The 25,305-nt window shown below is 54.7% G+C and carries 18 protein-coding genes; 12 read left to right on the top strand and 6 right to left on the bottom strand.

Features of this window, described 5'->3' with window-relative positions; translation table 11 throughout:
- Nucleotides 1-6: 6 nt before the first annotated feature.
- On the top strand, nt 7-258 hold the full coding sequence (secG, locus tag DXB44_RS00415) for a preprotein translocase subunit SecG (protein ID WP_005923602.1): 252 nt from the start codon (nt 7-9) through the stop codon (nt 256-258).
- Nucleotides 259-432: 174 nt separating this feature from the next.
- On the top strand, nt 433-2,556 hold the full coding sequence (rnr, locus tag DXB44_RS00410; RefSeq protein WP_055185105.1) for a ribonuclease R: 2,124 nt from the start codon (nt 433-435) through the stop codon (nt 2,554-2,556).
- A gap of 152 nt (nt 2,557-2,708) precedes the next feature.
- On the opposite strand, the gene mcrC is transcribed toward rnr, so the two are convergent.
- Nucleotides 2,709-3,776, bottom strand: coding sequence for a 5-methylcytosine-specific restriction endonuclease system specificity protein McrC (gene mcrC, locus DXB44_RS00405; protein ID WP_118657345.1), 1,068 nt, complete (start codon nt 3,774-3,776; stop codon nt 2,709-2,711).
- Entirely contained in the window at nt 3,766-6,204 is a 2,439-nt protein-coding gene (locus DXB44_RS00400) for an AAA family ATPase (RefSeq protein WP_118657344.1), read from the bottom strand. The genes mcrC and DXB44_RS00400 overlap by 11 nt, the downstream gene beginning before the upstream one ends.
- A gap of 246 nt (nt 6,205-6,450) precedes the next feature.
- Between DXB44_RS00400 and DXB44_RS00390 the strand changes: the two genes are divergently transcribed.
- The 9 genes from DXB44_RS00390 to DXB44_RS00350 all read left to right on the top strand — a co-directional run bounded on the left by DXB44_RS00390 (nt 6,451) and on the right by DXB44_RS00350 (nt 20,092).
- Entirely contained in the window at nt 6,451-7,014 is a 564-nt protein-coding gene (locus DXB44_RS00390; RefSeq protein ID WP_118657342.1) for a TetR/AcrR family transcriptional regulator, read from the top strand.
- The gene (locus tag DXB44_RS00385; RefSeq protein ID WP_118657341.1) at nt 7,011-9,392 is read left to right on the top strand and encodes a glycoside hydrolase family 2 TIM barrel-domain containing protein; all 2,382 of its coding nucleotides are present in this window, start codon (nt 7,011-7,013) and stop codon (nt 9,390-9,392) included. Before DXB44_RS00390 ends, DXB44_RS00385 begins: the two co-directional genes overlap by 4 nt.
- On the top strand, nt 9,383-10,768 hold the full coding sequence (locus DXB44_RS00380) for a glycoside-pentoside-hexuronide (GPH):cation symporter (protein ID WP_118657340.1): 1,386 nt from the start codon (nt 9,383-9,385) through the stop codon (nt 10,766-10,768). The genes DXB44_RS00385 and DXB44_RS00380 overlap by 10 nt, the downstream gene beginning before the upstream one ends.
- Nucleotides 10,761-12,362 carry a glycoside hydrolase family 36 protein gene (locus DXB44_RS00375; protein ID WP_118657339.1) on the top strand — a complete coding sequence of 534 codons (1,602 nt, stop codon included), beginning with the start codon at nt 10,761-10,763 and terminating at the stop codon, nt 12,360-12,362. The genes DXB44_RS00380 and DXB44_RS00375 overlap by 8 nt, the downstream gene beginning before the upstream one ends.
- A 635-nt stretch (nt 12,363-12,997) precedes the next feature.
- Nucleotides 12,998-14,830, top strand: coding sequence for a class I SAM-dependent DNA methyltransferase (locus DXB44_RS00370; protein ID WP_243110989.1), 1,833 nt, complete (start codon nt 12,998-13,000; stop codon nt 14,828-14,830).
- The gene (locus tag DXB44_RS00365) at nt 14,827-15,972 is read left to right on the top strand and encodes a restriction endonuclease subunit S (protein WP_118657337.1); all 1,146 of its coding nucleotides are present in this window, start codon (nt 14,827-14,829) and stop codon (nt 15,970-15,972) included. Before DXB44_RS00370 ends, DXB44_RS00365 begins: the two co-directional genes overlap by 4 nt.
- Nucleotides 15,973-15,976: 4 nt before the next feature.
- Complete coding sequence (locus tag DXB44_RS00360) at nt 15,977-16,549, top strand: hypothetical protein (RefSeq protein WP_118657336.1); 573 nt, start codon at nt 15,977-15,979, stop codon at nt 16,547-16,549.
- Between the two features lie 12 nt (nt 16,550-16,561).
- The gene (locus DXB44_RS00355) at nt 16,562-16,930 is read left to right on the top strand and encodes a hypothetical protein (RefSeq protein WP_143405970.1); all 369 of its coding nucleotides are present in this window, start codon (nt 16,562-16,564) and stop codon (nt 16,928-16,930) included.
- Nucleotides 16,931-16,954: 24 nt separating this feature from the next.
- Nucleotides 16,955-20,092: a type I restriction endonuclease subunit R gene (locus DXB44_RS00350; RefSeq protein ID WP_118657335.1), complete on the top strand. Its 3,138-nt coding sequence runs from the start codon at nt 16,955-16,957 to the stop codon at nt 20,090-20,092.
- 59 nt (nt 20,093-20,151) lie between these two features.
- Here DXB44_RS00350 and rlmD read toward each other — a convergent pair whose 3' ends face one another.
- Both rlmD and DXB44_RS00340 read right to left on the bottom strand, forming a co-directional pair.
- The gene (rlmD, locus tag DXB44_RS00345; RefSeq protein WP_118657334.1) at nt 20,152-21,798 is read right to left on the bottom strand and encodes a 23S rRNA (uracil(1939)-C(5))-methyltransferase RlmD; all 1,647 of its coding nucleotides are present in this window, start codon (nt 21,796-21,798) and stop codon (nt 20,152-20,154) included.
- Between the two features lie 27 nt (nt 21,799-21,825).
- Nucleotides 21,826-22,686: an AraC family transcriptional regulator gene (locus tag DXB44_RS00340; RefSeq protein WP_097779700.1), complete on the bottom strand. Its 861-nt coding sequence runs from the start codon at nt 22,684-22,686 to the stop codon at nt 21,826-21,828.
- Nucleotides 22,687-22,885: 199 nt separating this feature from the next.
- Here DXB44_RS00340 and DXB44_RS00335 point away from each other — a divergent pair, with 199 nt between their 5' ends.
- Nucleotides 22,886-24,178, top strand: a complete 1,293-nt coding sequence (locus DXB44_RS00335) for a galactokinase family protein (protein WP_118657333.1) — start codon at nt 22,886-22,888, stop codon at nt 24,176-24,178.
- 60 nt (nt 24,179-24,238) lie between these two features.
- Here the strand turns inward: DXB44_RS00335 and DXB44_RS00330 are convergent, their stop codons facing one another.
- Both DXB44_RS00330 and DXB44_RS00325 read right to left on the bottom strand, forming a co-directional pair.
- Entirely contained in the window at nt 24,239-24,601 is a 363-nt protein-coding gene (locus DXB44_RS00330; RefSeq protein ID WP_118657332.1) for a hypothetical protein, read from the bottom strand.
- Nucleotides 24,602-24,635: 34 nt separating this feature from the next.
- Nucleotides 24,636-25,106, bottom strand: coding sequence for a hypothetical protein (locus tag DXB44_RS00325; RefSeq protein WP_242852897.1), 471 nt, complete (start codon nt 25,104-25,106; stop codon nt 24,636-24,638).
- Nucleotides 25,107-25,305: the final 199 nt, after the last annotated feature.

The raw sequence follows: 25,305 nt of genomic DNA, 5'->3' as shown, positions 1-25,305 counted from the left end.
CGATTCATGTCTGTTATCGAAATTGTTGGCGGTGCCATTCTGCTGGTGGCTTCGCTGGTCATCGTTTTCCTCACCCTCATGCAGCACACCCACGGTCAGGGTCTGTCCGGTGCCATCAACGGCAGTGTGGGCGGTGCCAACAATGCACGTCTGACCCCGGCAGACCAGATGCTGGCCAAGGTCACCCGCATTGCAGGCGTGGTGTTCTTTGTGGTCGCTATTCTGGCTTGCCTGTTTGCAGGCCGTCTGGCAGGCTGAGAAAGCGTTGCAGCCCCGTGAACGGACGGGGCTGTTTTTCTGTGCAGAAAAAAGTGCGGGCAGCCGGTTCTGCGGGCTGCCGCCAAGAGGGGACAGGGGAAAAGTGCCCGTCCCAAGGCAGGGCTGTGCTCCGCAGGAGATGCACGGCCACGGAAGTGAAGGAGAAAATATTTTATGGCAATGCGCGATAAAATTGAGCACGCGATCCAGAATCAGCCGTGCACCGTAAAGGATCTGAAGAATAAGTTCGGCGGGGATCGCGGCGCAGACCGCAAGGTGATGGAGGCTGTGGACCAGCTGGTGCACGAGGCCGTAATCTGCCAGCGGCAGGGCGTGTTCTTCACCGTGCGCAGCGGCCGTGCCGATAAGGCACTGCTGTGCAAGGTGGTAAAGCTGGGCAAGAATTTTGCCTTTGTCATGCTGGAGGACGGCACCAGCGATATCTTTATCCCCGGCCGGTTCACCCGCGGCGCAATGCCCGGCGACAAGGTGCTGGTGGAAAAGTTTGCACATCCCCGGGTAGAGGGCAGTGATGAAGGCGAGATCCTTGCTGTTCTGGAAGAGAAAAATTCTCTGGTGGGCACCATGCACCGCATGGAGGGCCGCCTGAAGTTTGTGCCGGACGATTGCCCCGCCATTTCCATGCAGGTCATGCGGGACTGCGAAGGTAGTGCCAAGGACGGCGACAAGGTGGCAGTGGAGATTTTGCTGCGCGGCAACCGTCAGGAGGATCACCGCGTAGGCGTTGCCATGCGCTTTGGTAGCTGCGACGAGGCCAAGCGCTGCGCAAAGGCACTGCTCTACGCGCAGGATATCCGCAACCGCTTCCCGGACAAGGTGCGGGACGAGGCCAAAAAGCTGGATAACGCCGAGGTATCCGCTGCGGACTGCGAGGGCCGCATGGATCTGCGCGCCCTGCCTATTTTTACCATCGACAGCGCCGAGACCAAGGACATCGATGATGCTATCAGTCTGACCAAGACCCCGGACGGCGGCTTTGAGCTGGGCGTGCACATTGCGGATGTTTCCAACTACGTCAAGCCCGGCTCCGAACTGGACAATGAGGCCTTTAACCGCGCTACCAGCGTCTACTACGCCGATCAGGTGGTGCCCATGCTGCCCAAGCAGCTGTCCAACGGCATCTGCAGCCTGAACGAGGGCGTGCTGCGACTGGCCTTCTCCTGTTTGATGCGGCTGGATAAGGACGGCAACCTGACCGACTACCGCTTTGTCAAGTCCGTCATCCGCAGCCGGGTCAAGGGCGTGTATTCCGAGATCAACGCACTGCTGGCCGGCAGCACCGATGACGAATTGACCGGTAAGTACCACGAGGTGCTGGCACAGCTGCCTGCCATGAAGGAGTTGTACGGCCACCGTGCCCGCCTGCGCAAGGAGCGCGGCTGCATGGATATCGAGAGCGGCGAGGTAAAGCTGATCCTGGACGAGGACGGCCACTGCATCGACGTGAAAAAGCGCACCTCCGGCGAGAGCGAGGCCATGATCGAGGAATTCATGCTGCTGGCAAACCAGTGCGCTGCCCACTTTGCCCGCGTGAAGCAGATTCCCTTTGTGTACCGTGTGCACGAGGAGCCCAACGCCGAAAAGCTGGAGCGCTTGCACGGGTTGCTGCAGGCCTGCGGCGTCAACGACCACTTTGCCAAGGATGTGCCCACTCCCAAGGAGCTGAGCGCCATTCTGGAAGGTGTGCGCGGTACGGCCTACGAGCAGATCATCAATGTTGGTATGCTGCGCTGCATGTCTAAGGCTGTGTACGAGGAAAAACCCAAGGGACACTACGGTCTGGTGCTGCAGGACTATGCCCACTTCACCAGTCCCATCCGCCGCTACCCGGACTTGGCTATCCACCGTATCATGACCGCCCAGCTCAAGGGCACGGATAAGGACACCATGATCCTACGTTACAGCGAGTTTGCCGAGGACGTCAGCAAGCAGGCCAGCGAGCGCGAAGTCATCGCCATGCAGATCGAGCGCAAGGCCGAGGACTGCTATAAGGCCGAGTATGCCCGCCGCCATCTGGGCGAGTGCTACGAGGGCCGCATCTCCGGCGTGACCCAGCGCGGCCTGTTCATCGAGCTGGAAAACGGCGTGGAGGGCTTTGTGCCCGCTTCCAGCCTGACCGCTACCGGCACCATGCTTACCGAGGGCGTGCGCCTTTCCGACCCCGTTTCCGGCAAGAACTGGAATCTGGGCGATACCATGATGATCACCATCGTGCGTGCAGACGTCAATCTGGGCAAGATCGACTTTGAGGTCGCCCCGGAAAGCGCAAAGCAGTAACCTTATCATAAAACAAAACCAGACTGCCCCCGAAGCAGATCGCGTAAGACCGCGCTGCTTCGGGGGCAGTTTATCGTAATTCTCAAAATTCCGGCAAAATAAAATGCCCGTTTGAAAATCAGGAGGGGGTGGATAAATCGACATGGAAAAGATCAAAGCGGATACTTCCCGAAAAACTGCTGGGCAATTCCATCCAGTTGTGCGGTGATCTGCCGGAAATCCTGATTGAGATCCAAGGTGCGTGCACCGATCTGGTTGCCGCCTAAGTTGAAGAGACAATCCGGGGTGATGGCTTCCTGCGTTTTGGCGTAGACCAGCAGCCCGGAAACGTTTCCGGTATGGGCAGCGTCCTGATTTTTGACATAGGTGTAGATCTGGTAGAGGTTGGCAGAATGCAAGGTCTCTTTGTTGAAACGCTGCTGCAATGTCTGGCTGTAATACTTGGCATCCAAAATCAGAATTTTTTCATGGAAACGCAGAAAAATATCGGTTTGCATGGCGGGGAGAAACCGCAGCATGGCAGCATCGTGCTCTCCTACAAGATCCCATTTGACCTGTGCAGCTTTAACTTCGGTAAGATAGGTGTGGTGCTTTCGGTAATATTCCAGAATAAAGCGTTCGTACAGCTTTGCCATGCGTTCATCCGAAAATGCTGTCATTTTATAGCTGCCGTTTTCGGTGGTCTGCAGCATATCGTGCAGCACGAAATAGCAGAGATTCAGTAGCATCTCGTAATTCTGATTGCTCCGCTGATAATGTAACTGCTTCCATGGGATTTGAGAGGGAAGCAGTACAGAAACCGTGTCCAGAAACAGAAGCACTTTCTTCAATTCCACTTTGCGCGCAGCAGAAACATTCTCGTCCCGAAGCAGCACTTGCAGGGTGGTTTTCAGGATCTGGTTATACAGGTTGTCCTCCGAAAGCTCGTCAAAGGTACAGGCGACTTGCGGCTTGTGCTGGATGCGGGTCTTAATGGTCTGCGGAAAATCCAGCTTTCCCTGCAAAACCGACCGGGTCTCACTTCGGGAAACATATTCCCGATAAAGCCCCTGCTTCAGCTGCCGGGAAACGCCCTTTGCAAGGATAGCGGCAAACAAATCGTCGATGTGCTCAAACTTTTCCGAGGCAATGCACTGATAATCCTGCTGCTGCAGCACCTGATAGGCGTAGGAGAGCATATAGTAGATGTTCTGGATAAAAATCCCTTTGTCAGTCGTCATTGAAAACACCACGCAGATTTTCTTCCCAACGATGCAGCTTGTCGGGCGCATCGAACCAGTATTCTGCCAGCGTAGGGAGAAGGTCAAATTCCACCACAGAGCGCATCCAATCAGCGGTGCAGGCGGCAGGGTCGGCCAGACAGAAGTAGCTGTGACCAATACGGAAGCCGGAACCAAGGGAGGCATCTGCAGTGATCTCCCGGTTCAATGCCTTGACCTGTTCCACCAGAGCATTGAAGGTTTCGTTGTCAAGCGCAGATTGATAGTTCTGGAATCCCTCGGAGGTGAACGCCGGTTCCATTTCAAAGAAACTGAACCGTCTGCGCAGCGCATAGTCGATCATAGCGAGACTCCGGTCGGCAGTATTCATCATGCCAATGATGTAGAGATTTTCCGGGACATAGAAGGGCATCCCATTATAGGCCAGAGTGATCTTTTCACCCCGGTGGTCGCTTTCAATCAGCATCATCAGCTCGCCGAAGATCTTGCTCAGGTTGCCCCGGTTGATCTCATCGATGAGGAAAAAGTACTCCCGGTCAGGGTCGTTGGAAGCCTTCTGGCAGAAGCGGTAAAATACACCCTCGGTCAGTTTGAAGCCGGAGCCATCCGGCCGGTAGCCCAGCATGAAATCCTCGTAAGAGTAATTCTGATGGAACTGTACGAACTCCACCCGGGAAGAATCGGCTTGGCCCATCATGGAGTACGCCAGCCGTTTGGCGGCGTAGGTCTTTCCAACGCCGGGTGCGCCTTGCAGAATAACGTTCTTTTTGCGGCGCAGTAGAGAGACCAAAACGTCATAGCGCGGTTCGCTCAGAAATACGCTGTTCAGAAAATCTGATTTTGTATAAGCGTTCGATGCTATCGAACGGACAGGTGCCGGATTTTCTTCCCGGATGAGGTCCAGAATAAAGTTGTATTCTCCTTCCGAAAGCTTGAACAGGCTTCCATTCTGTTGTACAAAAAACTCCATCTTTTCCAGTTCCGGACAATCTTTCAGAGTGGAGTATTCAATGGGGGATATTAGATTTTCGATCTTTTCAAAATAAAGTTCTTTTCCGTTATTTTCTTGTGTGATTTTTGCAAGAGCAACTACTTTTTTAACGGGGTTGGCCTCGTAGCAGATGACGGGATCACCTGCCTTAGCATCCAGAATGTTCTGAAAGATCCGCCGCTTATGACCGCTTTCGTTGTATAATGTATACGATTGTTCTTCACCGACTTTGAGATCGGAAAACTGCCAGATTTTTGGACTTGCGGTCAGCCACCAGTAATGGCGGGGAGAAGTAGAGTCTTTTTCAGAAGAAACGGCATAAAGGGGAATATGAGAAAGGTCAGTTTTTTTCAGGGCTTGAATAAGCTCATCCCGCAAACGCCAAATATAAGAGCCGTCTTCTTTGGAATCTGCGCTTTTGCCGGTATACAGAACAGGCCACCAGCGGGAGTTTTCGCTGTCGCGCGGCATGAGGGGACAATTTGTCTTTTCAACGACCCTTCGTGCAAGGCTGGAAGAACCCATATTGTAGAAGCCGGCAGCTTCACCGTACTTGATTGCAAGCTGCTTGCAGGTGGCTTGACCACCGTAATCCAGCATACATTTCATAATGCGGAGCGCATTCTGTGTAAAGACAGACGGGTCGTTCAGCAGACTGATCCACTGCTCTGTAGTAATGCCCGGATCATAGTCTGCTTTGCTGGGAAACCACTCGGATTCCTTCTGAGCGACTGTCTGTTCCTGAAGATAATAGCGGCTCAGATAAAAGCCCAGATCAATGGCAGCAATATTCCAGTGTGTGTCGGGCCAGTATTTCCCGGAAGGGGCTGCATCAATGGCGCTGCGGATCATCTGGGTGACAGCAGTATTTTGGCTCAGCGCCGTCCGCAGTTCATCATAAAGACGATAGCTGTTCAGCAGAGAGTCGATAGAACCATCCCGTTTGGGTGGTGTGTCAAAGTTTAATTCTTTTGCGATATCACGGGATACGGCATACCGATAGGCATAATATTTATCCGGGAACTGAAGCCACAGATAGACGCTGACAGCACTGGTGTTCTGGTAGTGGTTGTTCCAGCTGCCGTCGTTGTATTTTATGCGCAGGGATTCGGCAGCAGCTTGAAATGCGGCGATGCGCTGAGAAAGCCCGATGGATTCATCAAACAGGCTGCGGAACATAGCGCGGGTGGCTTCACAGTCCGCTGCTGCGAAATTCAGGATCATCGCGCGGGGATAGGCATAGCCGGTATCCAGAAGCGAAAAGACCTTTGCAGTGGCTTCCTTGAACATTCCGCCAAAATCTGCCGCGTCAATATTCCAGTGGTCGTGGAATTGTTGTGCAGCTTCCCATTTGAAATCTTCTCCATGAAGCCAGTGCTGCGAAAAATAGGCCTGGTATCCGCGCAAAACAGGCTCCAGCTTTGCATGATCGATCATAGCTGCTCCCTCCAAAATCAAAAAGTCTTTAAGATATTGTACCACGATAAAAGTAGAAACACCATATTCCGGCAAAAGAAAATGCCCGCCTGAAAACCAGACGGGTGAATGACTGTCACTTTGCTGCAATTTTTCTCTGATTCTTCGCCAAAACGCAGAAAATGCGGAAACCACTTGATTTGCGTGGGTTTCCGTACTAGAATGGAAACCGGAAAGAAAACTTCGGTTTCCAGAAGGAGGATGCTCATGCAGGAGGATCTCAGCGCCCTTGTGCGCACACAGGCCATGCAGTTATTCCGTCAACAGGGGCTGCATTTCACCATGCAGCAGGTGGCAGAGCCGCTGCATATCAGCAAAAAAACCATCTACACCGTTTACCCCTCCAAGGAGGCTCTTCTGCTGGACATGGTAGACCACGCCTTTGCGGATATCCACCGCTGCAAGCAGGAAATTCTGGCAGGCAGCGGTACTTTGCAGGAAAAACTCCGGGCAGTCATCATTGTTATGCCGGATGAGTATGCCGCGCTGGATCTGCAGCAGATGAAGGAACTGGACGAGAAATACCCGGTGGTGGCGGCGCGGGTGCGCAGTCAGCTGGAAAACGGCTGGGAGCCCACCATGGCGCTGCTGGAGCAGGCTGTGGCTGAGGGGGTTATGCGTCCGGTGTCCCTGCCGGTGCTGCGGCAGATGATCACCGCATCCATCGAGAGCTTTCTGGCAGACCGCAGTCTGGCAGAAAGCGGGGTGCAGTATGTGGCTGTACTGGAGGAAATGATCTCGATCTTACTGGAAGGAGTGCTGCCGCGATGAAACACAGCTTTTGCGAGGACTGGGAGTTTACACGACACTGGACGGAAGCCTTTGGCAAGGGGCTGCCGGTGCCAAAACAACAAGCCGTCCGCCTGCCCCATACCTGCCGGGAGGTGCCGCTGCACTATGCCTCTCCGGCCGATTACGAGATGGTCTGCGGCTACCGCAAGCGGTTCCGGGTGCCGCCGGTACAGGCTGCGCCCCGGCTGTTTGTCCGCTTTGACGGCGCTGCTCATCAGGCGGTGGTGCGGATCAACGGCAAGGTTGCCGGGCAGCACCGGGGCGGCTATACCGGCTTTACGGTGGAGATCACCGACCTTGTGGACCGGGAGGGCGAAAACCTGCTGACCGTGCAGCTGGACACCCGGGAGGACCCTGCTATCCCGCCCTTTGGCTTTGTCATCGACTACCTGACCTACGGTGGGCTGTACCGGGAGGTCTGGCTGGAAGCGACCGCCGAAAGCCGCCTGACCGATTTGTTCGTCTACACGCCCACCCTGCATGACGCCGTGGTGCAGTGGACGGCAGAGCTTACGCCCGCAGCCGCAGCGGTCCGCATCCGGCTGGAGACCACAGACGGCACCCTGCTGGCAGAGCAGACTGCACCTGCGGCAGAAACCGGGAAGATGCAGCTTTCTGTGCCGGAAGCACAGCCGTGGGATACAGAACACCCGGTTTTGCATCATGCCATTGCAGAGCTTTTGAACGCAGCCGGACAGCCCATCGACCGCAAACAGGTGACGTTTGGCTTCCGCACGGCGGAGTTCCGGGCGGATGGCTTTTACCTCAACGGCAAAAAGACCTTCCTGCGGGGGCTGAACCGGCACCAGAGCTTTCCTTACATCGGTTACGCCGCACCGGAAAGCCTGCAGCGGGAGGATGCCCGCATTTTGCAGGAGGAGCTGCACTGCACCGCCGTGCGCACCAGCCACTACCCCCAAAGTCAGTATTTTCTGGACGAGTGCGACCGGCGGGGTCTGCTGGTGTTCACTGAATTGCCGGGCTGGCAGCACATCGGGGACGACAACTGGAAGGACGCCGCCTGCGAGATGCTGCGGGAGATGCTCCTGCAGAACCGCAATCACCCCAGCATCATCCTGTGGGGCGTGCGCATCAACGAGAGCGTGGACGACGATGCCTTCTACACCCGCACCAACAAAATCGCCCATCAGCTGGACCCCAGTCGTGCCACCTCCGGCGTGCGGTATCTGGAAAAAAGTCATCTGCTGGAGGACGTCTACGCCTACAACGATTTTTCCCACAACGGGGTAACGCCCGGCGCAAAGCCTAAAAAAGACGTGACCCCCGATATGGGCAAGGCGTTGCTCATCTCGGAGTGCAACGGTCACATGTACCCCACCAAGCCCTTTGACGATGGCCCGCACCGGCAGGAGCACGCCCTGCGGCACGTCCGGGTGCAGAATGCCGCTTACGGCAGCGGGGAACACGCCGGGTGTTTTGGCTGGTGTATGTTCGACTACCAGACTCACAAGGACTTTGGCTCCGGGGACCGCATCTGCTACCACGGTGTGCTGGACAGCTTCCGCAACCCGAAGCTGGCGGCAGCGGTCTATGCCAGTCAGGGCGATACTGACCCGGTGCTGGCGGTCAGCTCCTCCATGGACATTGGCGATAACCCCGCCGGGCAGCTGGGCACGGCCTACGTTTTCAGCAATGCCCAGCAGGTCAGGCTGTACAAAAACGATGTGTTTGTCACCGCCCTGCGCCAAAGCGAGTGGACGGCGCTGCCCCACCCGCCCTTTGTGATGGACGATACCATCGGCGAGCTGCTGGAAACGCAGGAGCACTTTTCTTCCTCCAAGGCCGCCGCTGTGCGGGACTGCCTGCTGGCCGCCGGGAAATATGGGCTGCCGGGGCTGCCGCTTGCCTACAAGGTCAAATTCGGCTGGTGTATGCTGCGCTACAAAATGACCTTTGCGGACGGCGTGGCGCTCTACGGCAAATATGTGGGCAACTGGGGCGGCGAAGCCACCCGATGGCGGTTCGATGCCGTGCAGGACGGCAACGTGGTGCACAGCGTGACCCTTTGCCCCAGCGCAAAGCTGCACTTGGAAGTCAAGGTCAGCCGGACGACTCTTCGGGAAAAAGACACTTACGATATGGCAGCTGTCCGGGTGCGGATTCTGGACGAGAACGGCACCCCAGCCCCCTACGCACAGTTCCCGGTGCAGTTTGCGGTGGAGGGCAGCGCCGCCCTTGTGGGCCCGCAGACCGCCGTGGCAGAGGGCGGCATGACCGGTACTTATCTGCGCACCGTGGGCACTGCCGGAGAAGCCCTGCTGACCGTTTCAACCCCGCAGACCCAGCCCGTTGTGCTGCGGTTCACCATTGAAAAGGAGGACGCTGTATGGAACTGACCCTGAAACAAAAAACCGCATTCGGTATTGGTGCCGTGGGCAAGGATATGGTATACGCCCTGTCGGCTTCTTACGTCATGTATTATTATCAGGATGTGCTGGGACTTTCGGCCAGCTTTGTGGGGCTGGTGCTCATGGCAGCCCGGTTCTTTGATGCCTTCAACGACCCCTTTATGGGCGTTCTGGTGGCAAAGACCCGCACTCGCTGGGGGCGTTTCCGGCCATGGATCTTTTCCGGCACGCTGCTCAATGCGCTGGTACTCTACGCCCTGTTTGCCGCCCCTGCGCTGGACGAAGCGGCAATGATGGTCTACTTCAGCGTGGTGTACATCCTGTGGGGCGTTACCTATACCATGATGGATATTCCTTACTGGTCCATGATCCCCGCCGTGACCCGCACGCCCAAAGACCGGGAGAACCTCTCCATGGTGGGACGTACCTGTGCAGGCGTTGGTTCGGCACTCATTGCCATGTTCACCATGCTGCTGGTGGGAGTCCTTGGCGGCGACAGCGAGCGCGCCGGCTTCCGCTGGGTGGCATTGATCGTAGCGGTAATTTTTGCAGTGACAGAGCTGGTGTGCTGCATTTCCATGAAAGAAACCACCCCCAGTGAGATGAAGACCGCCACCGTAAAGGAGATGTTCTCCGCCCTGTTCCGCAACGATCAGGCTATGGTAGTGGTGGGCAGCATCGTGCTGATCAACTCGGCGCTGTACCTTACCTCCAACTTCATCATCTATTTCTTCAAATACGACCTTGGCGGTGCAGGTTGGAAAGCCACCTACACCCTGTTTTCCACCGTGGGCGGTGCGGCGCAGATCCTTGGCATGATGGTGCTCTACCCCTTGCTGCGCAAAAAGTTCAGCAGTACGCAGGTGTTTCACCTGAGCCTTGTGCTGGCACTGTGCGGCTACGGCACGCTGCTGGTGTTCTGCCTGACCGGGCTTTCCCATAGCCTTGCCCTGCTGTGCATCCCGGGCGTTGTCGTGTTCGCCTGCAACGGGATGCTGACCGTGCTGACCACCCTGTTCCTTTCCAACAGTGTGGATTACGGCCAGCTCAAGACCGGACGCCGGGAGGAGAGCGTCATCTTTTCCATGCAGACCTTTGTGGTCAAGGCAGCCTCCGGTGTGGCGGTGTTCCTCACCGGCATCGGGTTGGACCTCATCGGTCTTGTGGGCAACACGGAGGAGACCGGCCCGGTGGCAGTACAAAGCGCCGGAACCCTGCTGGGTCTGCGCCTGATGATGACCATTCTGCCCATGCTGGTGCTGGCTGGTGCGCTGGTGCTGTTCTGCCGCAAGTTCGTTTTGACCGACGCCCGCGCTGCCGAGATCAGCGCACAGCTTCACGGGGAGGAAACGCACCATGACTGAAACGTTGCATTGGTACGCGGAAACTTCCGGCGGTATGCGGCAGGGCGATGCCCCGGTGCACCCGGGCTGCGGTGCGCTGCATCTGACGGCAGACCTGCCCGCCGGGACGCTGAAGGCGGTACGTGCCGAGCTGCCGTGGACGATGGAAGCAGGCGAGCGTCTGTTCATGAACGGCTACCAGACATGGACCTACAGCCCGGAGCTGGACCGGAACGGCAAGCTGCGCGGCACCGACCATATCCCCGGCTTTCTGCGCAAAAAATATGCCTTTGACCGCTACGGCGATTATCACTTTGTGCCTTACGGGCATCATAACGGTCAGAGCCACGGCTTTTCCTACTGCTATTTCCGCAAGGGCAAGCAGTTCCAGCTGGTGGCATCGCTGGACGAGACCCCGGGCTACACCATCCTCCGCTACGACAGCCGCAACGCCCTGCTGACGCTGGAGCGTGACTGCGCCGGGGTGGAGCATCCCGGCGGCAGCTTTGCCCTGTTCGACCTGTTTTTTGCCGAGGGCAGCGAGGCCGAGGTGTTCGACGGCTGGTTTCAGGCTATGGGCATCCGTCCTCGAACCGAAAAGAAACTGGCCGGCTATTCCAGTTGGTACAACCGCTATCAGAACATCACCGAGGATACCATCCGGGAGGACCTGACCGGCTGCCGCAGCCTGCTTTGCCCGGGAGACCTGTTCCAGATCGATGATGGCTGGGAGCCGAAGGTGGGCGACTGGCTGGAAACAGATGCACAGAAGTTCCCCCACGGGCTGAAAGGCATGGTGGAGGAAATTCACGCCGCCGGATTTCAGGCTGGGCTATGGCTTGCACCCTTTGTGTGCGAAAAGGACTCTGCCCTTTTCCGGCAGCACCCGGACTGGCTGCTGAAAGTGGACGGCAAACCGTGGTGCTGCGGCAGAAACTGGAGCAGTTTCTATGCGCTGGATATCGACAACCCGGCCGTGCTGGACTATCTGCGCCGGGTGTTTGACCGGGTGCTGAACGACTGGGGCTTCGACCTTGTCAAGCTGGATTTTCTGTACGGCGCTGCTCCCTTTGGCAACGCCCGCGAGAGCCGGGCAGGCCGGATGTACCGTGCCATGGAGCTGCTGCGCAGTTGGTGCGGGCAAAAGCAGATCCTCGGCTGCGGCGTACCGGTGATGCCGGCTTTCGGGCTGGTGGATTACTGCCGTGTCAGCTGCGACGTGAGCTTGGACTGGGACGATGTGTGGTATATGCGCTTGTTCCACCGGGAGCGGGTGTCCACAAAGCAGGCCATCAACAACACGCTATTCCGGCGGCAGCTCAATGGCCGTGCCTATGGCAGCGATCCGGATGTGTTCTTCCTCCGGGAGGAAAACTGCAAGCTGACGGCAGAACAAAAGCACACCCTTGCCACGGTCAATGCCCTGCTGGGCAATGTGTTCCTTACCTCGGATATGCCGTCCCACTACACGGATGCGCAGCGGGCAGAGTACCGCCGTCTGCGCGATATATTTGAACATGCAGAACAGGTGAAGGTGAAAACGGAAGAGGGGACGGTTTGTATTCAGTATCTTCTGTACGGCAAACCGCAAAAGTTGCTTTGCAGCCCTTTTTAGAAAGCAGCCGAATATGTGCTTGTATAATCATACTTTATAAACGGAGAAAAACGGCTTATATTGGAGAAAAAACGCATTGCATCGTAAGAGAATCGGTGCTATAATATAAATTGTCGAAAGTTGAATATAAGCAGACGAACAGCCGGTAGGTCGAAAGCCTATCGGCTTTTTTCGTGCTATCTCACAAGGTGCTATGTACATAAAGGATAGGGTGAATAGATTTAGATAAGGCTTTGGATGTTAAAATTTCGTGAAAGAAACGTGAAAAGTGTCTCCTTTTTGCCCGATTTCGGTGTACATAGTGAAGGCCTTTATTTCTGAGCCAGATGAAAGGAGAAAGTGGAAGTCAGGGATTTATTGCAGTTCAGGGGGAGACTGTCGCTGATCATTTGTCATGCAGCTGCTTCTTTTGCGTTGCAAAATACTTGTTGGGGACACCCAAACCCTTGAACTGCATCCGATGGATGCAGGATTAGCGTCTCCAAATGAGAAAGTATATGGTTCTAACACATTGTCAGCCATTGGTAAACAACTTTTTCCAGTCAAAAAGAAAATAGCGATGATTAAAGATGAACATTGCAGAAAAATGTGATACAATAGAAAATGAAAATCCAAACAACAGGAGGAACCCCCTCGTGGCAAATAATGTGAACGTCAAAAAACTGGAAGCTGACCTGTGGGAGTCGGCAGATCTGCTGCGTGCAGGCTCTAAACTCACCTCGAACCAATACTGTATGCCGGTACTGGGACTGATTTTTCTGCGGTATGCGTACAGCCGCTTCAAACTGGTAGAGCAGGAGATCCTGAAAGACCGTCCCGTGCGCGGTGGCCGGGTGCTGCCGGTGGAACAGAGCGACTTTGCCGAGAAGAGTGCACTGTTTCTGCCCAAAGAGGCGCAGTACAATTACTTGGTCAATTTGCCCGCCAACATCCCGGAACAGGGGCTGACCGGCATCGAGGGCAACCCGCTGAACAGTCTGGGCGAAGTGGTGAACAACGCCATGGAACTGGTGGAGCAGCAGAGCGAGCAGCTGCAGGGCGTTCTGCCGAAGGACTACACCATCTTCTCGGATGAGCTGCTGGGGGAACTGCTGCGAATCTTCAACAATGATGCGTTGGACGATGTGGGCGGCGATGTGATCGGCCGTATCTACGAGTACTTTTTGAATAAGTTTGCCAAGAATGTGGCACAGGATGACGGCGTGTTCTTTACGCCGAAATCGCTGGTGAAAATGATCGTCAATGTGCTGGAGCCTGCCCACGGCGTTCTGCTGGACCCGGCTTGCGGCAGCGGCGGTATGTTTGTGCAGACCGGCGACTTTGTAAACCATGCGGGCATGATCGCCAACAACACCATGACCTTCTACGGACAGGAAAAGGTGGAGTACAATGCCAAGCTCTGCCTGATGAATATGGCTGTGCATGGTCTGACCGGCGTGATCAAGTCCGGCGATGAAGCCAATACCTTCTATCACGATGCCCACAACCTGAACGGCTGCTGCGACTATGTGATGGCAAATCCGCCGTTTAACGTGGACAAGGTCAAGTCGGAGTCGGCGCAGAGTGCCGGGCGGCTGCCGTTTGGCCTGCCCGGCGTGAACAAGGCCAAGGAGATCGGCAACGCAAACTATCTGTGGGTGTCCTATTTCTACTCCTACCTGAACGAGCATGGCCGTGCGGGTTTTGTGATGGCGTCCTCGGCTACCGACAGTCAGGGCAAAGACAAGGACATCCGTGAAAAGCTCATCCAGACCGGCCATGTGGACGTGATGATGAGCGTGGGCAACAATTTCTTCTACACCAAAAGTTTGCCCTGTTCGCTGTGGTTTTTGGATAAGGGCAAGCCGGAGCATCTGCTGGACACTGTGCTGTTCATCGATGCCCGCAACTATTATACCGTGGTGGACCGCACTCAGAACGAGTGGAGCGACTGGCAGTTGAAGAACCTCGACGCCATTGTCTGGCTCTATCGTGGCGAGGTGGACAAGTACAAGGTGCTTCTGGCGGAGTATCACGCAGAGCTGGCAGACGACCGCCCCTTTGCAGAGATTCAAGCTGCAATGGAACAAAACGTGCAGGCCAAGCGGGAAGAAGCCAAAGCCGCTGTGGAGGCAGCGTCCCGCAAAGAGCGCAAGGCCACGCAGGAAAAGTTCGACAAGGCGCTGGAAGCCCTCAACGAGAAGCTGACCGTTGCCAAGGAGGCCGTCTGGCTCACCGAAAAATTTGGCGAGGGCGTTTATCAGGATATTCCCGGTCTGTGCAAGGTGGCAAGCCGAGACACCATCCTCAACGAGAAAGGCGCATCCCTGACGCCCGGTGCCTATGTGGGCGTTGCACCCGTGGAGGATGACGGTGTGGATTTTGCCCAGCGGATGAAGGAAATCCACAAGGAGCTGCTGGAATTGCAGGCAGAGTCCAACCGCCTGATGGAAACCATCTCGAAGAATCTGGAGGAGATGGGGGTATGAATTTTAGAAGCTACGAAATAAAAGACATTTGTAAAATTAAAAGTGGAAAGAGACTTCCGAAGGGAACCGATTTTTCAGAGAAACCGACAAAGTACAAATACATTAGAGCACGAGATATAAAAAATGGAAAAATTGATGGCTCGGACTTGGGATATATTTCAGAAGAAATACACAAAAAGATAGCGCACTATATCGTTAATACAAATGATATTATTATTACAATTGCCGGAACAATTGGTGAAGTAGCACTCGTATCAAAGGAATTTGATGGTGTGAATTTGACAGAGAATGCAGTTCGATTGACTGAATTTTCAAAAGATGTTTGCCCAGGGTTTTTAGCATATATCCTAAAATCGCCAGAACGAAAAGAGTATATGGAGCAAGTTGCAGGTGGATCGGCGCAGCCTAAACTTGGAATATACAAAATTGAAGCTATAAAAGTTGATTTGCCAGATACTCAAATACAGCATAAAATTGCTGATATCCTCTCTGCCTACGATGACCTAATTGAAAACAACGAAAAGCAAATCAAATTACTGGAGGAAGCTGCCCAGCGGCTTTATAAAGAGTGGTTTGTGGATTTGCGCTTTCCGGGGCATGAAAACACGAAAATTGTGGATGGCGTGCCGGAGGGGTGGAGCAAAGGACTGTTAAAGGAACTCATTAGTGTTAATTATGGAAAAGACCATAAAAAAGCTCCTGATGATGGAAATATCCCTGTTTATGGCTCTGGCGGTTTAATGCGAAAATGTAATAAATCGCTGTTTTCTGGTGAGGCAGTCCTGATTCCTCGAAAAGGCTCTTTGAATAATATCATGTATGTAGATGAGACATTTTGGACAGTGGACACAATGTTCTATGCTACGATGAAACAGCCGCATACAGCCGTTTTTGTATATTTCTTTGTCAAAGCATTTGATATGTACTCTATGAATATTGGCGCGGCAGTACCCAGCATGACGACAAAGATTCTGGACGCGATGGATGTGGTAATTCCCGATAAAGAAACTCTGGAAAAGTTTGACAAACTCACAAAAACGTATTTTAATAAAATAAAGACGTTGCAAGGACAAAATGAGCGGTTAAAGATAGCAAGAGATTTGCTGCTAGCGAAGTTGATGAGCGGGGAAGTGGAGGTGTGACATTATGGATATGCCAAAAGATTTTTATGATATGGTATGTGCGGATATTGAACAATTGAGTAATACTCAAAATTTAAGTGACGATGAACGCTTGAAATTACATAGAGAAATAGACGGAAAATACCAAGCATGTGTAAAGCAATGGTATGATGGTCTGTGGTACAATGATAGAAATGCGAAAATGGTCTTTTATGGACATCTGGTAGAACACCCGAATTGTGTGGTTGAAAATCTGGAAATGATGAAAGCAAAGCTGGAAACATACAAATACCAAATGAATGCGGTACAGTTGCCCAAACCGGAAGTTTCTAATTCGCAGGTCGTCAATGTGACCAACAGCGTGAATGTGAACGTTACATTTGAGCAGGTACGCAAAGAAGTAGAAGAAATGACTTCACTCACGAATAAGGATACAGAAGAGATTCTGGAAAAAATTTCTGAGATTGAAGAGGTAGTAAAATCTAAAGACAGCAAAAAGTCAAAGTGGGAAAAAGTAAAACCTGTTTTGACGTGGCTGGCAGATAAGAGCTGCGATGTGGGGATTGCATTGTTACCGCTGCTGTTAAAAATAGGATAGCAATAAAATAGCTTGAACTTTGATGAAAGGGGTGTTCATAATATGTCAGATTCTCTTAATAAATATTGCTCTGAAGCCAAGGATTTTAAGGACGTAAAAGACGCGATGAATAAAATTCAAAAACTTCGTGCTCAAATAAAAAATCCGACCAGAGATGGAATGATCGAAGCGTTGCGAGATGCAAAAATAAGTGCGCTGATAGAGATTTCGGCCTTGGAAATGGCGCAGGGTGCGACAAATTGGGCACCTTTTTCGGCGGCATCAGACAGCACGCTGTACAGACTTCTTGGACAGTATGAACAAGGACTAAGGCTGCATTGCATCGCTAAAATTGGCGAAAAAGCGTTCGATGAAGAAATGAAGAAAATGCAAGAAAAATAAGACTGAGTTTGGGAGGAATAGAAAATGAGCCGCGAATACTCCGAAAATGTCCTTGTTCAGAACAGTGCAGGCAACTTGCTGCAAAATGTTCTGGGCTGGGAGGTCGTGCTGGCTTACAACTCCGAAAAGCTGGGGCCGGACGGGACGTTGGGCCGCACCAGCTATGGGGAAGTGCTGCTGACCCGGTATTTTCGGCAGGCGCTTTTGCGGCTGAACCCGTGGCTCACCCCGAACCAGCTGGACGAGGTGCAGAAGAAATTTACGGCGCACGTTTCCACTGCATCCCTGATGCAGATCAATGAGGAAAAGTATTTTCTGCTGCGGGATGGCATCCCGGTGACGGTCAAGCGGCCGGATGGCCGCACCGAAATCCGAAGCGCGGCGGTGATCGACTTCAAAAACCCGGAAAACAACCACTTTCTCGCCGTAAAAGAAATGAAGATCCACTCGCAGCTGTACCGCTGCAGAACGGACATCGTGGGCTTTGTCAATGGCATTCCGCTGCTGTTCATCGAGCTGAAAAAGCCTACCGTGGATGTGCAGAACGCCTACATAGACAATTACCGAAATTATCTCGATACCATTCCGCAGCTGTTCTATTACAATGCCTTCCTTATGCTGTCCAATGGATTGGAAGCCAAGGTGGGCACGCTTGGCAGCAAGTACGAGTTTTTCCACGAGTGGAAGCGTCTGAAGGAAAGCGATGCAGGTAGAGTGGAGCTGGAAACCATGCTGCGGGGCATCTGCGAGAAAAAGACCTTCCTCGATCTGCTGGAAAACTTCATCCTTTACGACCATTCCGGTGGGCGCACCACCAAGATTCTGGCCCGCAACCACCAGTATCTCGGCGTCAACGAGGCCGTCAGTGCTTACGAGAACCGCAAGCTGAAAAACGGCAGGCTGGGTGTGTTCTGGCACACGCAGGGGTCAGGCAAAAGCTACTCCATGGTCTTTCTGGCGCAGAAGATCCGGCGCAAGTTTGCAGGCTCGCCCACCATTGTGGTGCTGACCGACCGTGACGAGCTGAACCGGCAGATCAGCGATACCTTTGAAAACTGCGGTCTGCTGGGCAAGACAAAGGCTTCACAGTTCATTGCATCCAGCGGTACAGACCTTGTAAAAAAGCTGCAGGGCAACCCCAGCTTTGTGTTTACCCTGATCCAGAAGTTCAACCTGCCCAAGGAACCGCCCATCTACCCGGATCACGACATTCTGATTTTGTCGGATGAAGCCCATCGCAGCCAGTACGGCATTTTTGCAGACAACATGATGCACCTGCTGCCCACGGCGTCCCGCATCGGCTTTACCGGTACGCCGCTTTTGGCGGATGATCATATCACGGAACGCACCTTTGGCGGGTATCTGTCGGTGTATGACTTCAAGCGGGCGGTGGAGGACGGCGCAACGGTGCCGCTGTATTATGAGAACCGTGCGGATAAGATCGCCCAGTTGGACAAGCCGGAGATCACCGGGCGGATCTTGGATGCCATTGAAGCAGCCGACCTTGATCCCTCGCAGGAGGAAAAGCTGGAACGCGAGTTTGCAAAGGAGATCCATATTCTCACCGCAGATGAACGGCTGCGCTCCATTGCAAAGGATTTTGTGGAGCATTACTCTGACCTTTGGACCAGCGGCAAGGCGATGTTCGTCTGCCTGAATAAGGTCACCTGTGTGCGGATGTACAACTATGTGCAGGAATGCTGGCAGGCAAAGATCAGGGAACTGGAAGCCCGGCAGGGCACAGCGACCCAGCAGGAAGCACAGGAGCTTGCCCGTAAACTGGCATGGATGAAAGAAACCGAAATGGCAGTGGTGATCAGTCAGGAGCAGAACGAGGTGCAGACCTTCAAAAAGTGGGGGCTGGATATTCTGCCGCACCGTGCCAAAATGGAAAAGCGGGAGCTGGATAAAGAATTCAAGGACAGCAAGAATCCGTTCCGGGTGGTGTTCGTCTGTGCCATGTGGCTGACGGGCTTTGATGTAAAGTGTCTGTCCTGTCTGTATCTGGACAAGCCGTTGAAAGCCCATACCCTGATGCAGACTATTGCTCGTGCAAACCGTGTTTCGGAGGGCAAGAGCAACGGCCTGATCGTGGACTATATTGGTATCGTAAAGGCGCTGCGCAAGGCTCTGGCAGATTATACGGTCAGCAAGAACAGCCCGGCGGGCATTGACCCAACGGTGGACAAAACGGAGCTGATTCAGCGCATCCGCACGGTCATCGGAAAAGCGGACGGCTTTCTGGCAGAACACGGGTTCCGGCTGCAGGAACTGGTGGATGCACAGGACTTTGAAAAGATGAGCCTTGTACAGGATGCAGTCAACGCGATGTGCGAGACGTTGGAAACCAAGAAAACCTTCCAGACCTATGCGTCTGAACTGGCGCGGCTGTTCCGCTACGCAGACCGTGACGATGTGGACGATGCCGTGCGCGCCCGGAAAAACGCAATTCTCGCCATCTACGAGGGCTTGCAGCAGAAGCGGAAACACGCGGACAATACCGACCTGATGGTGCAGATCAACGGCATCGTCAACGAGTACATCCATGTGGAAAAGCCAGATCAGGAGGCTGTACCTTCCCGGCAGTTTGACATCAGCAAAATTGATTTTGAGCTGCTGAGCCGGGAGTTTGCCCACACCCGGCGGAAGAACCTTTTCCTGCGCGATCTGGATGAACTGGTAAACCAGCAGCTGGCGAAAATGCTGTTTGCAAACCCGCAGCGCATTGATTATTATGACCGCTATCAGGAGATTATCGATGCCTACAATGCGGAGCAGAACCGTGCGACCATCGAGAAAACCTTCATGGATCTAATGGAACTGGCCAGTTCGCTGGATATGGAACAGCAGCGCTATGTGCGTGAGGGCTTTTCCAGCGATGAGGAACTTTCGGTGTACGATTTGCTGTTTTCGGAGAACCTCACGAAGCAGGAAATTGAAACGATCAAGAAGGTGTCTGTGGACTTGTTGACAAAAATCAAACAGCAGATTGCCAAACTCGACCATTGGACGGACAAGCAGGAAACTAAGGCGATTGTGGATAACCTGATCCGCAATACCCTTTGGCAAGAACTTCCCAATAGCTATGATGTAAGCGATATCCAGACCTACCAGAAGAAAATCTACGAGTATGTATATATGCGCTACCCGGAAGTAGCATAACGCAAAAATCACCCCAGAGAGAACGCACAAGAGGCTGTCCTCTCTGGGGTGATTGCGTATCAAATCATCTGAAAATGCTTTAATGCTTCCACAATCGCATCCTCTTTTTCCTTCGGACACTTAGACTGCTTCGCATTTTCATTTTTCGCTTTATGGTAATTTTCCCGCTCGATGATGCCATACTTCTGCTTCACCTGTGCAATATAGAGATTAGAAACCTTGAGTTGATAGTGCTCCCACACATAATCCCGAATCTCGTTGTAAGTTGCTTTGCTTTCCGCAGCAGTCACATCCAGTTCATCCATGCTGACGTCCACTTCGATGTGCCGCTCGACATGGAGTTTGGTCAAAAGGAGAACCGCTTCGACGTGCTTCGTCCTTGGGAACAGATCCACCGGCTGCACCTTTTCTGCATGGTACCCATTCTTTTCCAGCCATGCGGCGTCTCGGGCGGCGGTGGCGGGGTTGCAGCTAACATACACCACCCGGCGGGGTGCCATGCGCACCACGGCAGAGAGAGTGGCTTCATCGCAGCCCTTGCGGGGCGGGTCCAGCATGACGATGTCCGGGTGCAGGCCCTCGGCGGCTAGTTGGGTGGCAGCCTGTCCGGCATCGGCGCAGAAAAAGCGGCTCTTGGCTGCTACGGTCTCGCCCATGCGGGCAGCGTTGGCCTTGGCGCTCTCGATGGCCTCCGGCACAATCTCTACACCAATCAGCTCCCGGCATTGGTCGGCCATGGAAAGGCCAATGGTTCCCATGCCGCAGTAGAGATCCAGCAGTGTGTCATCCGGGGTGAGCTGTGCATACTGGGAGGCAACGCCGTACAGCCGCTCGGCGGCAAGCGTGTTGACCTGATAGAAGGACAGCGGCCCCAGACGCACCGGTACGCCGCAGAGAGTGTCCTCAATATAGCCCGGGCCGTACAGGATATGGTTCTCACTGCCCAGAATGACGTTGGTGTTTTTGGCGTTGACATTGAGCAAAATGGTGCTGATGGCAGGGAACTGCTCCCGCAGCACGGTACAAAGCTGCTCCGCGTGGGGCAGCTTTGCCCGGGTGCATACCAGACACACCATGATCTGCCCGCTGTGCGCACCGCGCCGCAGGAAGATATGTCGCACCAGCCCCTTGCCGCTCTGCTCGTCGTAGGGGCGGATGCCCTGCTGTGCAAAAAAGGCGCACAGCGCGTTGCCAATCTCGTTCAGCACGCCGGGCTGCAGCTTGCAGTCCGGGCAGGGGACGATGCGGTGGGTACGTCCGGCGTAAAAGCCGATGCAAGGCGCACCGTTCTTGTCCACGCCCACAGGGAACTGCACCTTGTTGCGGTAGCGGTCCACCTCAGGGGAGGGCAGGATATCCAGAACCGGAACCTCCAGCCCGCCGATGCGGCGGAAGGCGTCCAGCACGCTTTCCTGTTTGGCGCGCAGCTCTGCGGCGTAATCCAGATGCCGCAGGCTGCACCCGCCGCAGGGGCCTGCTACCGGGCAGTCCACCGGAATGCGATCCGGCGAGGGGGTGAGCAGCTCGTCCAGAATGCCAAAGGCATACCGGCCGCAGTCCTTTACAATGCGCACCCGGGCTTCGTCCCCCGGGGCAGTGCCGGGCACGAATACGGCCTCACCATCGGCACTGTGGGCAACGCCGCTGCCGTCGCTGGAAAGGCGCTCGATGCGCAGGGTCAGGATCTGGTTTTTCTGTAAAGGCATGGTTTCTCCTTGTGTGATGGGCTCAGGTTACAGTTGGGCAGGGCTTGCCGGGTCGGCGTCCTGCTGGGCGGCAAAATACTTGCTGGGCGGCACGCCCTTGGCGCGCTTGAACACCCGCGAAAAGTAGAACTGGTCAAAGAAGCCTACCGACACCGCCACCTCTGCAATGGAAAGGTTGCCGGCACGCAACAGTTTGCAGGCTTCGTTGATGCGGTACTCAGTCAGGTAGTCGATGGGGCTCTTGCCCACATTCAGCATGAACACCCGGTACAGGTGGCTGCGGGAAACCCCCACGCTCTTGGCTACGTCGTCAATGGAGATGTCGTGGGAGTAGTTGAACTGGATGTACTTGATGGCGTTCAGCACATACTGGCTGGAAGAGGAGGCCGTGTGAGGCTTGCCTGCGCTGGTCTCCCGCATCAAAGCGGCGATGAACAGGTACAGATACCCCACCATGGCAGCCTCGTCCTGCGGCTGTAGCCCACGGGAAGAGTAGATGTTGTTCAGGGCTGCCCGCATCCCGTCCGGGTCGCTGGTGTGGTGCACGGGTGCATCGTCTGTAAAGGGCAGCTGCGCGGCAAGCTTGTGGGCACAGGCACCGTTAAAGCCCACCCAGCTGTACTCCCACGGCTGCTGTTCGTCGGCGGTATAGCGGATCAGCTGGCTGGGGCGGGCGAAGAAAAGATCACCCTCGCTCACCTCCCAAGTGCGGCCGCCCACCTCAAAGATGCCCTTGCCGGATACCACCAGATGGATCAGGTAGTGGTCGCGGATGCCGGGACCCCATGTCTGACCCGGAGCGCACCGCTCCAAGCCGCAGTTGAAGATGGACAATTCAATGTTGTTGGTGTAATTCTGCTTAAAGGATTGCTTATAAACGTCTGGCATGGCAGCTTTACCTCCGTCCTGTCACATTCTGCACCCAGTATACCATAGAACGCCCTGCAAATTCAACAAAAGTACATCTTATTCTTTGCAACTGACGCCGAAATTTGGATTTTTGGGTCAAATAAATTGAAAAAAAGCCCGAAATGCATTACAATAAGCAAAAAGAGCAGAATCGTTTATTCTGGAGGGAGGAACTGTCATGGCCACCAGTGCACAACTCAGAAAACAGATCCTGCAGGGCAGCTGGGACGACGCACTTGCTGCACTTTATGGGGCAGACCCGGCGGTGCTGCAACGGCAGCGCGGGCGCTATGCGGCTGCGCTGGAACAGTTCGAACTGTATTTCGGCCCCGGGCGGCAGGTGCAGGTGTACTCTGCACCGGGGCGGGCAGAGCTGGGCGGTAACCACACGGATCATCAGGGCGGCTATGGCCTTGCGGCGGCGGTCACGCTGGATCTGGTGGCGGTGGCGGCCCGCAACACGGATGGCTATGTGCGGGTCAAGTCCCGGGGCTTCAACAAACTGGATGTCATTGATCTTGCCACCGCAGAGCCGCAGGCAGGGGAGAGCACCCACTCGGCCAGTCTGATCCGCGGCATTGCCGAGGGATTCCGCGCAGTGGGCAAGCGGATCGGCGGCTTTGATGCCTATACCGCCAGCGATGTGCTGCGCGGCTCCGGGCTGTCCAGTTCGGCGGCGTTTGAGATGGGCATGGCCTCCATCTGGAACGAGGAATACAGTACCGGGCTGACCCCGGCAGAGCTGGCCGGCATTTGCCAGTATGCGGAAAATACCTATTTCGGCAAGCCCAGCGGCCTGCTGGATCAGCTGACCAGTGCGGTGGGCGGTATTATCTTTGCAGATTTTGCCGATGCGCGCACCCCAAAGATTGAAAAACTCCACGCAGACGGTCTGCTGCCGGAGGGAATGTTCCTCTGCGTCACCGATACCCGGGGCAGCCACAGCGAGCTGACCGGAGAGTTTGCAGCCATCCGGCAGGAGATGGAGCAGGTGGCCGCCTGCTTTGGTAAGCCGCTGCTGGGGCAGGTACAAGAGACGGCATTCTGGGCGGCACTGCCTGCCTTGCGCAGCCGCTGCGGAGACCGTGCGGTGCTGCGGGCAATCCATTATTTTGAGGAAAACGCACGCACGCTGGCGCAGCGGGATGCGCTTTACGCAAAGCGGTTTCCGGTGTTTGCGGGGCTGGTGAAGCAGAGCGGACAGGCTTCCTTTGCGCTGTGCCAGAACGTGTACTGCACAGCGGATGTGCGGCATCAGGGGCTGTCGGTGGCGCTGGCCTTGAGCCAGAGCATTCTGGAAGGCACCGAGGGCGCGTGGAGGATGCAGGGCGGCGGCTTTGCAGGCACCATCCAAGCCTATGTGCCCGGGCGGCTGCTCGGGCGGTACCATACAGCCATTGAGCGGGTGTTCGGGCAGGGCAGCTGCTATGTGCTGCGCCTGCGGGAGCAGGGCGCAGTCCGGGTGATCTGAACAAAACAAAAAGCCGTGCATGACCGGAATGCTCCGGGATGCACGGCTTATTTTTATGGCTTACTGTTGCAGCGAAAAAGGCTGGGGGAGAGAATTCTCGACCGGTTTGGCACCTCTCTGCTGAACATTATCCAGATACTGGACGGCAGTGACGGCAGTCTCGCGGGTGATGCCAAGCAGGCGGCCGATCTGCTGAGAGAGCTTGATCCCGGTTTGCACACCCGCCTTGACCATGCGGAAAAGCAGCATGGGCACGAATGTGAAGGAAAACGAGATCAGCCCACCTTCCCAGAAGAAATCACCAAAGTGCAGATTATCAAAAAAGCTGCCGACAGCATCGCCGAATTCGCTGCCACCAAAGGCAGCACGCTGCTCCTCGGGGGAGAGGGCTGCGTAGGAAGAGGGCAGCTGAAGCTTTTTCATAAATAAGAACACTCCTTTCCGGGTCGATGAAAGATCAGCACAGAGCTACCAGAGTAGGCAGACAATTCTGCTGCTCGGCGGCCTCCTGCTCTGCCTTTTTTTTGGCCTGAATTTCGTTGTACGTATTCTTAAAGGCGTCCACAAGATTTTTGATGGAGAGATAGATGCTGCGTGCCTGACAATAGGCATAATAACCGCCCAGACCAGCCATACCGATTGTGGCAACCTTGCTCCATGTGTTCAGCTTGCCCCAGTAGTGCCCTATGGCATCACCAACGCTCAAACCATCGTTCAGGGCATTCTGCATACCGGAGACTGCGCCCTGGAACGCATAGCGCCCCATCAAGCCCAGCAGATTTACCGTAACATTGATGCCAAAGGCCATGACCTGCTGCGGGGTGATGTTGATGGAAAAGGCACCGCCCTCGGTGTAGGTCATCTCCTCGGCAGAGAGCACAGAGTAGCCGGCAGGCAGCTGCAGCGGGCGCTGATATGTATGATCCATGATGGAAAACTCCTTTCGTACACAGAACTCCCCAAGGGGCAGTTCATCTAGTAACTGAATTGTAGCATATCTGCACAAAAATGACAAGAGAGCGCGGGTTTGAAAACCATGATACATTTGTGAATATATTGTGACGGAATGCTGAAAAACTGACCTGAATACGCTGTAAACACGCAAAGCGCCTGCTTTTTTTACGGCG

Source organism: Faecalibacterium sp. OM04-11BH (genome assembly GCF_003482185.1).
In the GTDB taxonomy this organism is placed as follows: Bacteria; Bacillota; Clostridia; order Oscillospirales; family Ruminococcaceae; genus Faecalibacterium; species Faecalibacterium tardum.
The sequence above is the reverse complement of the archived record's forward strand: the minus strand, read 5'-3'. Positions and strand labels throughout refer to the sequence as shown.